Consider the following 14,076-nt stretch of genomic DNA (forward strand, 5'->3'; position numbering starts at 1 on the left):
AGATGATGCAGGGCGATTTTAAAAAAAGCATCATTTGGGGCAGTAATTTTGGACGCGATGCCGATACCATCGCTGCAATTGCCGGTGCATTAAGCGGCGCGATGCACGGCGCCAGCTTGATCCCAAAGCCGTGGATCGAAAAAGTGCGTTATGCGGCCGGCACGTGTCTGCCCTTCACCCGGGGAATGGATTTGGAAAACGTTGCACAGCAATTAGTCGCCTTGATTAAATGAACAGCTCACCGCGACACAAGTTTGCCCATGCCGGCAAATGCGGCGAGGGCGTGCGTTCGGATTGTTACGTTGAAATCAAGCTTCGGAAAACCGGAGGCCTCGATATAAATCTTCGCAGCAAAGTTGCTGCGATGTACGGGGAAGCCATACGGGAACTGGCCGTGCAAGTCGTGAATCATGCCCGCATCGCGCATGCTGAAATTTTTATCGACGATAGCGGCGCATTGCCCTTCACCTTGCATGCGCGCCTTGAGACGGCCGTGCAGCGTTTGCTGGGCGATGTAACGTTTGAGTATCATCCTATCGTGCCAGCCGTTCAGCGTTCTGCCACAGTAAAAGATCGCATGCGGCGTTCGCGGCTGTACTTGCCGGGCAATGAACCGAAATTTTTTATCAACGCGGGCCTGCACCAGCCGGATGCGGTAATTCTCGATCTTGAAGACAGCGTTGCGCCGGAAGAAAAAGATGCGGCGCGCAATCTCGTCAAACAGGCGTTGCGTCAAATTGATTTTCGTGATGCTGAAATCATGGTGAGAATCAACCCCGGCGAGTTGGGGCGCAAAGATTTGCTCGCGATTGTGCCGCACGGTGTGCAAGTGATTCTCGTACCGAAATGTGAGTCAGCACAAACCATTGTCGAAGTCATGCAAGACATCGAGAAACTAAGGCGCGAGCATAAACTTACCCAAGAAATTTTTCTCATCCCCATCATCGAAAGCGCCCTGGGCGTGATCAAAGCTTTTGAAATAGGCTCAGCCAGCGACCGAGTTTGCGCGCTGGCAATCGGATTGGAGGATTACACGGCTGATCTGGGCGTACAGCGCACTGTGAAGGAAACAGAAAGTTTGTTTGCCAAGAGCATGCTGGTGAATGCCGCCCGAGCCGCCGGCATTCATGCGCTCGCCAGCGTCTACGCCGAGGTTGATAACACCGAAGGATTGCGGCAAAATGTGTTGGCTGCCAAAACCCTCGGTTTTGCCGGCATGGGTTGTATTCATCCTCGCCAAATCAAAATTATTCACGAAGCCTTTGCCCCGAGCGTTGAGGAAATCAACCAAGCTCAAAAAATTGTGTTTGCCTTTGAGCGCGCGCAGCAAAAAGGCCTTGGCGTGATTGCGCTGGGTACGAAAATGATCGATATGCCAATTGTTAAGCGGGCGCAAACGACGCTCGCGCATGCTCTGCACGCTGGATTGATTTCCCCAGATTGGCGTGAGCATTCAAATAACGTTTAACCTCCTTGCTGTTCAAGGTCATTGCGGGGCAGCGCAAGCAGATAGGCAGAGTCTATTTGCCCGACGAACTTACTTTGAAATTGTCCTGAGTAACCGCTAAATAGTCTCTCATGAATTCAACTCTGAGTGAAAACGCCGCCCGGCGTTGGGTGCCAACCGTGATCAATGGCGAAGAGCATTCGCCGTTTCAAGGGATCGGCGCATTCAGGCCGCAAGGCCGCAAGGCAAGATCACTGATCCGAACATGCGCCGACTATCCCTCCGACGGAAATAAAACGATTGCGACGCTGCGTGAAGCATTGCAGCGCAGTGGCTTGCGCGACGGCATGACGCTTTCCACGCATCATCATTTGCGCAATGGTGATGCGCTGACCTCGTTGCTTTTCGCCGCAGTAAAGAGTCTGGGAGTAAAAAATATTCGTTGGTTCCCGAGCGCCTCGTTTCCGGTGCATGAGTACTTGCTGCCCCATCTTGAAGATGGCACGATTCATCACATCGAAGGCAGTCTCAATGGCCCGCTCGGCAAGTTTGCGTCATTGGGAAAAATGGCCGGCACGGGAATTCTGCGCTCGCACGGCACACGTTATCAAGCGGTGCAAGATGGTGAAGTGCATATTGATATCGCCGTCATTGCTGCGCCTGCCGCTGATGCGTTTGGAAATGCCAATGGTGTACACGGCAAATCTGCATGCGGGCCGCTCGGTTTTGCGCTGGCAGACTCGGAGTTCGCTGATCGCGTTATTATCGTCACGGACAACCTGGTGCCGTTTCCGTGCGTGCCCTGGCATATTCAAGGCAACAACGTCGACTACGTTGTGCACGTCGATTCCCTCGGTGATCCCTCCAAAATTATTTCCGGTACAACAGAGATAACGAAAAGCCCGGATCGCTTGTTGATTGCGGAATACCTCGCGCGCTTTGTCGAGGAAGCGGGCTTGATGCGGGAGGGGTTTTCGTTGCAAGCCGGCGCAGGAGGGACGAGCCTGGCGTTCGTGCAATTTCTAAAAGAGAGGATGAAGGCAAAGAACATTAAGGCGCGATTTGTGCGCGGCGGCAGCACGAAGCATCTCGTGCAACTATTGGAAGAGGGCTTGACGGATTATATTTTGGATGGACAAGCTTTCGATCAGGAAGGCGTGCGATCGTTGCGGGAAAACTCGCGGCATGTGAACACCAGCCCGTTCACGAGCTATAACTATCACGGGAAGGGCAACTTCGCTTCAATGGTGGATATTGTTGTGTTGGGCGCAACAGAAGTGGATGTTGACTTTAATGCCAACGTGGTAACGCACTCGGATGGCTACCTTCTTCATGGCCTGGGCGGCTGGCAGGACTGCCTTTTTGCAAAGTGCGTGATTCTCGCGGTGCCATCGTTTCGTGATCGTGTGCCCATCATTGTTGACCGGGTCACTACGTTGTGCGGCCCGGGGGAGATGATTGATGTGATCGTTACCGAACGCGGCATTGCGGTGAATCCGTTGCGTGAAGATTTGCTGGCCGCGCTCACAAATTCATCCTTGCCCTTGCGCACCTTGCAGGAAATTCAGCAGGAGGTGCATGCGATTTGCGGCGGACCGCCGGCGCCGCCCAAGCTCGGGCGCCAGCAGCCGGTAGCCGTCGTGAAATGGGTTGATGGTACGATACTAGACGCGATTTTTCGTGTTTTGGATTAGCCGCGCAGGCACTGGCCATCAATATGCCAGCAAAATCCTGCGCACGATGATGATCAAAATGAAATCGACCCAGCCAGGCTCTGGCTTTGATGGTACCGGGACTTTCGATCCATGACAGTACCACGTAAACCAGCAGTCCCAAAGCATAGATATCCAACAATTGTGCAATGAAATACATGTCTCCCTCACAGAAAATTTAGCTGCGGTGTGAGCCTGAGGTTCACCAATGAAATGCACATTCCGGTTTATTGGGCGCGTGCTTCTGCAATCCACGCCAAGACTTGGCGCACATTGGCGCTAATGGCGGCAAAGTTGCCGGACTTCACCAATTCTTTGCTGATGAGATTGCTGCCCATGCCCAGACAGGCGGTGCCGGCTTTGATCCACGCTTGCACACTTTCTTTGGTGGCTTCCACGCCGCCGGTGGGCATGATGCGCGTCCACGGCATGGGGCCGAGCACGGCTTTCACAAAAGCCGGGCCGCCCACTTGCGCGCCGGGAAAAATTTTGACGATTTCCACCCCCAATTCTTCTGCCGCAGAAATTTCACTGACACTGCCGCAACCCGGTGAATAAGCAATTTTGCGGCGGTTACACAGCTTTGCCACTTCGGCGTTCAACACCGGTCCAACGACGAAATTCGCGCCCTGAGCAATGAAGAGGGAGGCCGTGGGCGCATCGACAATCGAACCGACGCCCAGGATGAGGTTGGGAAACTGCGCGGAGATCAATTCGGACAATTGTGCAAACACCGGCAGGGCGCGCTCCCCGCGATTGGTGAACTCGAGCACGCGCGCGCCGCCTTCATGGCAAGCCGCAACGATTTTTTTTGCAACTTCGACATCACCTTCATAAAACACCGGCACCAGGCCGCCGTTGAGCATGGTATTCAAAACCGTCAAGCGGTCAAATCTTGCCATTCATCGTTCTCCTGTCATGCGCCTTCATCTACAAATCGCTGTTGATGTTAACCGGATTATTCATAACCGCGAAGGCGCAAAGATCGCTAAGAAAAAAATTAAATGCTTTGCGGACCTGGCGTCTTCGCGGTAAAAATTTGTGAAGATACAGGCTAAAATTGGTCGGTTTTTCAGAGATCACCGTTTGATCCTCGCGCTTCCTCCTCCCATCACGTGTTTAATTTCTTCCATCGTCACCATGCTGGTATCGCCGCGCGTGCTTTGCAGCAAGGCGCCGTGCGCCGCGCCCATCTCGACACATGCTTGCGGCGGCATGCCGTGCAGCAAACCGTACACAAACCCGCTGCAAAAGCCGTCGCCGCCGCCCACGCGGTCTTCGATTTCGAGATTCTCATAGCGACGCGATTCATAAAACTGGCCGTCATAATACATAATCGCCGACCAGTTGTTGACCAGGCCGCTCACCACTTCGCGCAACGTCGTGCCCACCGCGCTGATGTGCGGATACGTCTTCACGACTTTCTCAACCATCTTCTTGTAGCCTTCCACCGGCAGCGATTTCAAGCTTTCATCCGTGCCTTCGACTTCGAAGCCGAGCACTTTTTGGAAATCCTCTTCATTGCCAATGAGCACGTCGATGTAAGGCACAAGCTTCTTCGTTGCTTCGATGGCGCGTTTGCTCGACCAGAGTTTACTGCGGAAGTTGAGATCATAGCTCACGATGGTGCCGGCTTCGTGCGCGGCGCGCATGGCTTCTTCGTTGACGGCGGCGCAACTGTCGCTCAACGCCGTAAAAATGCCGCCGGTGTGAAACCAACGCACTTTGCGTTGATTGAAAATACGTTTCCAATCCACTTCGCCCGGTTGCATGTGAGACACCGCACTGTGGCCACGATCATACATGGAAACGCTCGGCCGCACACCGATGCCGACTTCAGTGAAGTTCAGCCCGATGCGATCGGCGCGGCCCACGCCGTCGTACGGCGCCCAAATCACTTCACTGATATTCATGCCGCTGGCTTGCGCATGGTTCCGCAAAAAAGCGCCGAGCGGATTGTCCACCAGCCGCGACACCCAGGCCGTGCGCATGCCGTAGCGCGCCAGCGCATAAGCGACATTGTATTCGCCGCCGCCGGCATAGGCTTCGAACACATGAGTCAATTCGATGCGTTGATGTCCCGGCGGACTCAGGCGAATCATGCACTCGCCCAGGGCGAGCAGATCGAATTCAGTTTCGTTTGCCGGTTTGATTTGGAGAGACATGGTTGTTTTCATCCTTGCAGTTGCAGTTCTGATTTTATGCGTGAGGAGATGGCCTCGGGAGTTGCGGCGATGTTGACAACAAGCGCATCGTGTGGTTCCTCCAAAGCCTCAAATTGGCTGGTGAGTAGATTGGGATCCATGTAATGATTTGTGCGCGCTGACAGGCGCTGGGCAATCGTGTCAAAATCGCCTTGCAAAAACACGATACGCACGTTTTGCGGATCGACTTGCAGACGGTCGCGATATTTTTGTTTCAATGCTGAGCATGCCAGAATCGCTGATTGGTTCGCCTGCAATTTATCACGAATCAAGTTTTGCAAAATCGCCAGCCAGGGATCGCGATCCGCGTCCGTCAACGGAATGCCGGAGCGCATTTTTTCGACGTTAGCGCGCGGATGAAAATCATCGCCATCGTAAAACGGCCAGTCCAGCTCCTGCGCCAGTTGCTTGCCGATCGTGGTCTTACCGCAACCGGTGACGCCCATTAAAATGATTATCATATCTCTTGAAGTAACGATTAAGCCGAAAACGATAACGGGCAAAACTATTAAAAGCTTTGAGTAGAATGATTTAATGACAGAATGATTTCAATTAATCCGCCGTTAAATTATTTTACCAACTTGAAAGGATCGTTCTTCAACCGATAGAGTATTTCGCCCGCTTTGGGAACGTAGAGAATGCCCTCGTCTTCGCGATCCTGCCATTCCTCGACGTTAATTGAACTAGGATCGCAATACCCGAGGTTGATGCTGCGGCACACCTTTTCGGGAATCTGCGTGGCAAGTATGACGTTCATGCGCGGCTTTTCCACACCGTTCTCGAACGTTCCCACGCCTTTCACATGGGTGGAGTGCGCCATGATGCCGCCGGGAACATCTTTGAACTTGTCCATTTGCTTGAGAAAGTAATCGCGCACGTGATAGCCGATGCGCTGGATTTCTTTGCCGTGCGATACCGAGACTTCCTTGATATGCGGCGCATAGATGATCAATTCGCCGTCCTCAGCAACTACAGGTTCCAGTTTGTAGGTGCACTTGCCGCCCACCCACAAATCATTATACATCGGCGGCGCGCAAGATAGAACTTTCTTAAATGGGCGGTCTTTGTAAATCAGGTGAATTTTTTCAGAGAGGTCAGCAGCCGCGTTCCAGGCCTCTTCCGGAGCGCCAATGTACAAACCGGCGAGATCCTTGCCTTTCACCACCAAACTCAGGCACATGCGCTCCACCGGTACGAGGGAGGCCGCGCGATCAACCACTTTGCGTACCGGCGTGTGCTTGGTGCCGATGATCACCGGGCTGGTGATGAGCGCGCCCAACCAGTGAAACATGTCGATGATCTCGCCGCCCGCGATTCCGGGGAAGAGGTATTTGTTGCCGCCGGAGAAGCCCACCACTTCGTGCGGGAAGGTGGGTCCAATGATCATGAGCAGATCATAATCAAAAATCATTCTGTTGATTGTGACCGGAACAGGTTCGTGCATCATGCCGCTGGAGATTTCCGCGACTTCTTCGGCGGAAATTGTGCCGAGCAGGCGAAGTTGCTGGGGATCATTCCAGGCGTGATTGAAAATGCGCGCCTTGGGATATTTCGTGCGCAATTCCTCTGCGGTGGCGCCGAGCCGCTGCGTGATGCCGGCTTCGTTCAACGCCGGATGCGTGCCGAGTGCAATGAGAAAATCCAACTGTGCCGCACGCGCCGCCAGCAATTGATACACGCTGCGAAACATCAAGTCAATCGGCGCGCTGCGCGTGTTGTCGGGAATAATCGCCAGAATGCGCTTGCCGTTGAGGTTTCTGCTTTCGAACGCCTGGCCGCACAATTCCAAAACCTGCGCGGCACTCAGCGTTTCTTGGGGAGAGCCTTTGCCGATGATCATGATTATTTCAATTGTTGTATTTGCCGGCAGTCACGTCGCCACCGCGGCCGGTCCAATTGGTGTGAAAGAACTGACCGCGCGGCTGATCAATTCGTTCGTAAGTGTGCGCGCCGAAATAATCGCGCTGCGCCTGCAGCAAATTCGCCGGCAGGCGTTCCTGGCGGTAGCCGTCAAAAAAGTTCAATGCCGAAGCCATGGCGGGAATGGCAATACCCAGCTCGGTGGCCTGCATCACCACGCGGCGCCATGCCGCCTGCGCTGCCATCACTTGTTCGCTGAAGAAAGAGTCCATCAACAAATTGGTGAGATGGGGATTGCGCTGAAAGGCGTTGCGAATGTCGCCCAGAAAAACTGAGCGGATGATGCAGCCGCCGCGCCACATCAGCGCGATGCCGCCGTAGTTCAAGTTCCATTTGTATTGCTGAGCAGCGGCGCGTAGCAACATGTAGCCTTGCGCATACGAGATGATTTTCGCCGCGTACATCGCTTGTTCAAGATCGTCGACAAATTTTTCCTTGTTACCCTCGAATTTCACCGCTGGTCCTTTGAGCATCTTCGCGGCTTGCACGCGTTCATCTTTCATCGCGGAAAGCGAGCGCGCGTAAACCGCCTCGCTGACCAGCGTGATCGGAATGCCCAAATCCATCGAAGAAATGACGGTCCACTTGCCGGTGCCTTTTTGCCCGGCGGCATCGAGAATGAGATCGACCACGGCGGCGCCGTTCTCGTCGTGATAGCTCAGAATGTCGCGCGTGATTTCGATGAGATAGGAATCGAGTTTGCCCTTATTGAAGCGCGCGAAAACATGATGCATTTCTTCATTGCTCATGCCCAGGCCGCGCTTCATCAGATCGTAGGCCTCGCAAATGAGCTGCATGTCGCCGTATTCGATGCCGTTGTGCACCATTTTCACGTAATGGCCGGCGCCGTTTTCGCCGACCCAATCGCAACACGGCTCGCCATTCACTTTCGCGGCAATGGCTTGAAAGATCGGTTTTACCGCTTCCCAAGCCTTGGGACTGCCGCCCGGCATGATCGAAGGTCCATGGCGTGCGCCCTCTTCGCCGCCCGAAACTCCAGTGCCGATGTAGAGCAAGCCTTTGTTCTCCACATATTGCGTGCGGCGCATGGTGTCTTCATAATTGGAATTGCCGCCGTCGATAATGATGTCGCCGGATTCGAGGTGGGGAAGGAGCAACTCGATGAAATCATCCACCGGTTGTCCGGCCTTCACCATCAACATCACACGGCGCGGCTTTTTCAAATTGCCAAGCAATTCCTCAATCGTGTGTGCGCCGATCACCTGCGTGTCTTTGGCGCTGCTCTGCAGGAAGTCGTCGACCTTCGAAGTCGTGCGGTTGTAAACTGCAACGGTATAGCCGTGATCATTCATGTTCAGAACGAGATTCTGGCCCATCACTGCCAAACCAATCAAGCCAATATCGGCTTTTGCACTCATACTGGGAATTCTCCTAAAAAAGTTCATTGAAATCTGCCCGGTAGTTTTACAGAACTGCATTCACCATGAGTGTGGTCACTGCAAAAAACTTTCACGCAAAGGCGCAGAGCCGCAAAGGGAACGCAAAGAAAGGCTCTGCGGGTTCGCGGCGTGCGCTTTTGATTTTTTCTTAGTTCGGGCCGTTCTTGTGCGGAAATCGTTATTTTGATTCAAACGCCGCTATACGCCGAGAATCCGCCATCCACCGGTACCACGATGCCGGTGACAAACTTCGAGGCCGGCGAGAGCAGCCAGAGCACAGTACCAAGCAAATCTTCCGGCTCGCCGAAGCGGTTCATGGGTGTATGTTCGATGATTTTCTTTCCACGCGGTGTCAATTCGCCGGTCGTTTTGTCGGTGAGCAAAAAACGATTCTGCTCGGTCAGAAAAAATCCGGGAGCAATGGCATTTACTCGAATGTCGGGAGAATATTCTTGCGCCATGTGCACGGCCAGCCATTGCGTGAAATTGCTGACGGCAGCTTTGGCGGCGGAATACGCGGGAATGCGTGTCAAGGGCCGAAAGGCATTCATTGAACTGACATTCAGAATCACTCCGGATTTTTGCTCCGCCATGTATTTCCCAAAAATCTGGCTCGGTAGAATTGTTCCCATCAAGTTCAGTTTGGACACCCATTCCAGCGCTTCCGGCGACAATTGAAAAAAGGTTTGCTCCGGATTGGTGGTGGCGCGGGGATTGTTGCCGCCGGCGGCATTGATCAAACAATCAATTCGACCAAATGCTTTGATGACTTCTGCGGCGCAGGTCTCGAGTGTTTCCGGTCTGCAAACGTCGCCGTAGACAATGATGGCGCGGCCAATAGTCGTGTCAAGACGATGAATGAGTCGTTCGGCCAGGGAGGGGTCGCGATCCATAATCGCAACGCTGGCATGGCATCCCACCAGAGCACAGGCCATTTCGCCGCCCAGGATGCCGGCGCCGCCGGTGATCACAATCGAGCGTCCCGAAAAATCATACATCCCTTTGAGTTCTTCTAGATTCATGAAGACTTTCTTCGAATTGCAGTCAAAAAAGAATGAAGGCAAAATTATTATGGGAAAAATGTTTGAAAAACGATTGAATATCTGGTGTCGATCAACACGAATGATCTTGCCCTTAACAGTTTTGCCTTTTCCTTAGGAGTGTCGATTAAATAACTTGTCCAAATCTCAAACCGCGAATGCACGCCAATAAGCGCGAATTTTAAAATTAGCGGATATTCGCGTTTATTGGTGGTTCCCCAAACGAGTAAGTTATTTAAATGGCGTTCCTTACTTATTTTAGAAACGGCTCAATGTGCCGGCGGAAGTGGCGTACCAGGTTTTCGTAGTGCGCCTCCTCGTGCTTTTTCAAAGTCTGCAAAATGCGATTCTTGAGAACCGGCTTAAGGGTTATGTCCTTGTGCGTGAGAACAGAACCGAACGTCACATGCAATACCTGCCGCGCATTGGTGTCATCAAAGAGTCGAAGAAAATCCTCCACCGCACAGTCCTGTGCCGCGGGAACTTGATCGAGTTGGGCGGAGACATGATAGGTCGCTTTGTCAATATCGTAACGGCGGCGCGCAAAATCGAGGATTTCGCCGAACAGCTCCGGATCCTTTGCCGCAATCGTGCGCAACGCTTCGAGATAGCTCGTGCCTGCGGTTTTGACATGCACACGGCCGGCTCGCAACGCGCCGATTTCCTGATAGACGCTGAATTTGTCGCTGCCCGAATGAATGCTGATTTTGTATGGGCCGAGTGCTTCAGCGATTTTCACATGCTTGACATACTCTTTTTGGAATAAAACAAGATCGCCTTTAAAGTCAATGCCTTTCTCGAAATCGCCGACGAAGCGCGGCGCCAGGCTCACAAGCTTGACACCCAATCGCTTCAATTCATTGGCTACCAGAAAATGCTCGAACGGCGTGGTCGGAGAATCGGTTTCATCAACCGAAAGCTCGACCTCGTAAGGCCGGCTGCGGTATTTGTTTTCGAGATGGCGATAAAGCGTGACGGTGTGGGCAATGACGGCGCCGTATTTTACCAAAGCGCGGCGTATTTCATCCGCAGTTGGATGAATTTCAAAATCGTTGGCGAGGCGGAACGTCTTGCCATCATATCGCGAACGCATGCCTTCCTGTGAGTCTGCCAAAATATTCCACGGCAGCGAGTTGAGACGATTGGACAACTCTTCGTCGGGAAGCTTCGCGGCCTCATTCACCACGTACGCGCTGGGGTCGAGCGTAAAGAATGTGAATCCCGCCTGCATCATGCGATCGATGTGTTCGGTGATTTTCACATGATCGGCATCTGCGCCGAAACCTTTCTGGTAATCTTCCTGAAAGACTGCCCAGGTGGCGGCATCCATCACCTCGTCGGCGGTGCGCTCGGTGCGCTCAAGCTCGCGAATGGATTGCTGCGCAAGAATGGCGCGCCACGGCGTATCCGCAATCGCGCGCAGATGAGCGGGATTGGCCAGGCCGAGCCGATCGCCCAGGCCAAAGGAATTCTCCAAACCGATCAAAACCGGCCGGGTAAAATCGAAAAACTCGCGCAAAGCCGCCGCATTTTGATGATGCAGCGGACAACAACTGAGCGTCGAAACCGCCGGGAGTTCTTTACCCTCAAATTGAGAAAACGCCGTGCGGGAGTCTCGCGCGCGTGAGATAAACAAATATTTCTTTTCGTTGCGGCGGGCAATAAAAAAATAGGCGCCGTCAATTTGATGAATTGACTTCGGGTAGATTTGCAGTGTTTCATTTTTGGAAAGCTCGACCGGCATGGGTTGATTGCCGCTTCTGGGGGCATTCTTTAGCTTTTCAATAATCGGTGTCAGGCTCATGGTAACACATGCTCCAAAATACTGCATTTTGTGGAAAGCTTTTGAGGGTCCGCGCCTGAAGGCGCCACTACAAGCATGTCATCGGCTGAGACCAAATCCAAAATAGTCGTTTGCATTGTTGAAGCATATATCCGCAACCATGTTCCCGACGAGCGGCATATCTTTGGGGATCAGTCCTCTTTCCATATCTTCACCAAGCAAGTTGCACAGCAGGCGGCGGAAGTAGTCGTGGCGGGGATAGGAAAGAAAACTGCGGGAGTCGGTGAGCATGCCGATGAAACGGCTCAACAATCCCATGTTCGAAAGCGCTTCGAGCTGTTTCTTCATGCCGTCCAGTTGATCGAGAAACCACCAGGCGCTGCCGTATTGCATTTTGCCAGCAACGCTGCCGTCTTGGAAATTGCCGATCATGGTCGCCATCAATTCGTTGTCGCGCGGGTTGAGGTTATACAAGATGGTTTTGGGCAGCTTGTTATCGTCATCCAAACGATTCAGCAATTTGGCCAGCGGCCTGGCAACCTCAAAATCGCCGATCGAATCGAAACCCGTGTCCGGGCCGAGCGTGCGAAACATGCGGCTGTTGTTGTTGCGCAGCGCGCCCAGGTGAAACTGTTGCACCCAGCCTTTCTCATGATACATCAAGCCCAGCTCGTACAGCATCGCGGATTTGAATTTGAGCGCCTCGCTTGTTGCGACGGGCTTGCCCTCCAGCGCCTTCTTGAAAATAGTTTTGATTTCGGCTTCGGTGTAATCTTCCGCATACGCGGTTTCAATGCCGTGATCGGACAAGCGGCAGCCTTGCGCATGAAAGAAATCCCGCCGTATTCTGAGCGCAGTGAGATAGTCGGAAAAACTGTTGATGTCCACCTCGGCAACAGCCGTTAACTTGTTCACCCAATCTCGAAACGCTGTACCGTTTTCAATGAACATGCCCTTGTCCGGGCGAAATGCCGGCAGAATTTTGATGCCGAAGTTGTGATCATTGTTGATGAGTTGATGATATTCCAAATTGTCAATTGGATCATCCGTCGTGCAAACCAATCTGACATCGAAATGCTGCAAAATGCCCCGCACCGAGAATTCCTCCTGCGCCAGCTTGGCGTTGCAAATCTCCCAAATCTCTTTGGCCGTGTCCTTGTTTAAGAGTTTGTCCGAAATACCAAACGGCCGTTTCAGCTCCATGTGCGTCCAATGATAAAGCGGATTGCGCAGCGTTTTCGGCACGGTCTCGGCCCACGCGAGAAGTTTTTCCCAGTCGGAAGCGTTGCCGGTGATGAATCTTTCGCCGACGCCGTTGGTACGCATCGCACGCCATTTGTAATGATCGCCGTAAAGCCAAATCTGCGTCAAGTTGGCGAATTTCTTGTTTTCGGCAATGTCTTTGGGTGACAAATGACAATGATAATCGATGATCGGCTGAGCTTCGGCATAATCATGATAAAGTTCGACCGCGGTTTTGTTGTGGAGCAGAAAATTTTCGGTAATGAAAGTATCGTTCATGGCTCTTCTAATTGTAAGAAATGGCACTTTTACGTCATCTTGAGAGAAAGGGAACTTTTGAAGTTGCAGGCATTATGCCGAGTACTTCACGAGATCCCGCCGGGCGGAATGACAATTCGAGCGGGTACTCTTGTGAATTGAAGTAACAGTCCACTCGATTGCGCCGGTTTCGAGAAATTCCGGCAACGCTTCTAGAACCCAAACGCCCTTGGTAAGGCCAAGCTCAGCGCTGGAATGTATGTCACCAAGACCAGCGCCACGATCATGGCGATGAACATCGGGATGAGCGGCTTGAGAACTTTGACCACGGTGGTGTTGGCGACGCTGCAACCGATGAACAACACGCTGCCCACCGGCGGCGTGCAAAGGCCGATGCACAAATTCAAAACCAGGATGATGCCAAAGTGAATGGGATCCATTCCCAGCTTCATCACCACCGGCAGAAAGATGGGTGTGAAAATCAGCACCGCGGGCGTCATGTCCATGAACGTGCCGACGAACAGCAGAATCAAGTTGATGATGAGCAAAATGACGACTTTGTTATCGCTCAACGAGATCAACGCTTCGCTCACGCCTTGCGGAATGTTTTCATACGACATAATCCACGACATGCCCATGGAGGTGCCGATCAACAGCATCACGATGGCGGTGGTGGCCGCAGAATCGAGCAGGATTTGCGGAATTTCTTTCCATTTGACTTCACGATAAACCAGCACGGATAAAATGAACGTGTACAACACGGCAATAGCTGATGCTTCTGTTGCGGTAAAATAACCAGCGAGAATTCCTCCCATCACCACGACCAACAGCGACAAGCTTGGAATCGCATCAAGGAAGCGTTTGAAGCTTTCTTTGAGCGCAACGCGGTCGCCGAGCGGATATTTTTTGACATAAGCCAGAGAGCCGGCGACGATCATCAGCGCTCCGCCGACAACGATGCCGGGAACATAACCCGCGAGAAAAAGCGCGGCAATTGAAACGCCGCCGCTGGCGAGCGAATAAACGATCAGAATGTTGCTGGGTGGAATAAGTAAACCCGTTGTCGAAGA

Annotated in this window: 12 protein-coding genes; 3 read left to right on the forward strand and 9 right to left on the reverse strand. The window is 52.8% G+C overall.

The features are described from left to right. The first annotated feature begins 2 nt into the window (after positions 1–2). The 3 genes from FBQ85_19220 (at position 3) to FBQ85_19230 (ending at position 3,141) form a co-directional block, all read left to right on the forward strand. A complete protein-coding gene (locus tag FBQ85_19220) occupies positions 3–233 on the forward strand; it encodes an ADP-ribosylglycohydrolase family protein (GenBank protein MDL1877267.1) in 231 nt (76 codons plus the stop codon). After that, entirely contained in the window at positions 230–1,468 is a 1,239-nt protein-coding gene (locus FBQ85_19225; GenBank protein MDL1877268.1) for a citrate lyase ACP, read from the forward strand. Before FBQ85_19220 ends, FBQ85_19225 begins: the two co-directional genes overlap by 4 nt. Before the next feature lie 122 nt (positions 1,469–1,590). Further along, entirely contained in the window at positions 1,591–3,141 is a 1,551-nt protein-coding gene (locus tag FBQ85_19230; protein ID MDL1877269.1) for a citrate lyase subunit alpha, read from the forward strand. 245 nt (positions 3,142–3,386) lie between these two features. Here the strand turns inward: FBQ85_19230 and FBQ85_19235 are convergent, their stop codons facing one another. From FBQ85_19235 to FBQ85_19275, 9 genes are all read right to left on the reverse strand, one after another. Beyond that, positions 3,387–4,061, reverse strand: coding sequence for a bifunctional 4-hydroxy-2-oxoglutarate aldolase/2-dehydro-3-deoxy-phosphogluconate aldolase (locus tag FBQ85_19235; protein ID MDL1877270.1), 675 nt, complete (start codon positions 4,059–4,061; stop codon positions 3,387–3,389). A 177-nt stretch (positions 4,062–4,238) separates the two neighbouring features. Continuing rightward, positions 4,239–5,336, reverse strand: coding sequence for a sugar kinase (locus FBQ85_19240; GenBank protein ID MDL1877271.1), 1,098 nt, complete (start codon positions 5,334–5,336; stop codon positions 4,239–4,241). Further along, positions 5,333–5,824 (reverse strand): gluconokinase, encoded by a 492-nt coding sequence (locus FBQ85_19245; GenBank protein ID MDL1877272.1) that lies wholly within the window; start codon positions 5,822–5,824, stop codon positions 5,333–5,335. Before FBQ85_19245 ends, FBQ85_19240 begins: the two co-directional genes overlap by 4 nt. A 107-nt stretch (positions 5,825–5,931) precedes the next feature. Beyond that, positions 5,932–7,203, reverse strand: a complete 1,272-nt coding sequence (locus FBQ85_19250; GenBank protein ID MDL1877273.1) for a DUF2088 domain-containing protein — start codon at positions 7,201–7,203, stop codon at positions 5,932–5,934. 7 nt (positions 7,204–7,210) lie between these two features. Further along, entirely contained in the window at positions 7,211–8,662 is a 1,452-nt protein-coding gene (gene gnd / locus FBQ85_19255) for a decarboxylating NADP(+)-dependent phosphogluconate dehydrogenase (GenBank protein ID MDL1877274.1), read from the reverse strand. Between the two features lie 209 nt (positions 8,663–8,871). Beyond that, positions 8,872–9,681: an SDR family oxidoreductase gene (locus FBQ85_19260; protein MDL1877275.1), complete on the reverse strand. Its 810-nt coding sequence runs from the start codon at positions 9,679–9,681 to the stop codon at positions 8,872–8,874. A 295-nt stretch (positions 9,682–9,976) separates the two neighbouring features. Further along, positions 9,977–11,554, reverse strand: coding sequence for a hypothetical protein (locus FBQ85_19265; GenBank protein ID MDL1877276.1), 1,578 nt, complete (start codon positions 11,552–11,554; stop codon positions 9,977–9,979). A gap of 51 nt (positions 11,555–11,605) precedes the next feature. Continuing rightward, positions 11,606–13,027 carry a glucuronate isomerase gene (gene uxaC, locus FBQ85_19270; GenBank protein ID MDL1877277.1) on the reverse strand — a complete coding sequence of 474 codons (1,422 nt, stop codon included), beginning with the start codon at positions 13,025–13,027 and terminating at the stop codon, positions 11,606–11,608. A 191-nt stretch (positions 13,028–13,218) separates the two neighbouring features. Next, positions 13,219–14,076 (reverse strand): TRAP transporter large permease (locus FBQ85_19275; protein ID MDL1877278.1); only part of this gene is annotated, 858 nt, incomplete at its 5' end.

The sequence above is a fragment of the Cytophagia bacterium CHB2 genome (assembly GCA_030263535.1).
Lineage (GTDB): Bacteria > Zhuqueibacterota > Zhuqueibacteria > Zhuqueibacterales > Zhuqueibacteraceae > Coneutiohabitans.

Bases quoted from the DNA above. Each gene is read 5' to 3' on its own strand.
- FBQ85_19260 (MDL1877275.1), bottom strand. From the start codon at position 9,681: ATGTATGATTTTTCGGGACGCTCGATTGTGATCACCGGCGGCGCCGGC.
- FBQ85_19250 (MDL1877273.1), bottom strand. From the start codon at position 7,203: ATGATCATCGGCAAAGGCTCTCCCCAAGAAACGCTGAGTGCCGCGCAG.
- gnd (MDL1877274.1), bottom strand. From the start codon at position 8,662: ATGAGTGCAAAAGCCGATATTGGCTTGATTGGTTTGGCAGTGATGGGC.
- FBQ85_19220 (MDL1877267.1), top strand. From the start codon at position 3: ATGATGCAGGGCGATTTTAAAAAAAGCATCATTTGGGGCAGTAATTTT.
- FBQ85_19225 (MDL1877268.1), top strand. From the start codon at position 230: ATGAACAGCTCACCGCGACACAAGTTTGCCCATGCCGGCAAATGCGGC.
- FBQ85_19235 (MDL1877270.1), bottom strand. From the start codon at position 4,061: ATGGCAAGATTTGACCGCTTGACGGTTTTGAATACCATGCTCAACGGC.
- FBQ85_19245 (MDL1877272.1), bottom strand. From the start codon at position 5,824: ATGATAATCATTTTAATGGGCGTCACCGGTTGCGGTAAGACCACGATC.
- uxaC (MDL1877277.1), bottom strand. From the start codon at position 13,027: ATGAACGATACTTTCATTACCGAAAATTTTCTGCTCCACAACAAAACC.
- FBQ85_19265 (MDL1877276.1), bottom strand. From the start codon at position 11,554: ATGCAGTATTTTGGAGCATGTGTTACCATGAGCCTGACACCGATTATT.
- FBQ85_19240 (MDL1877271.1), bottom strand. From the start codon at position 5,336: ATGAAAACAACCATGTCTCTCCAAATCAAACCGGCAAACGAAACTGAA.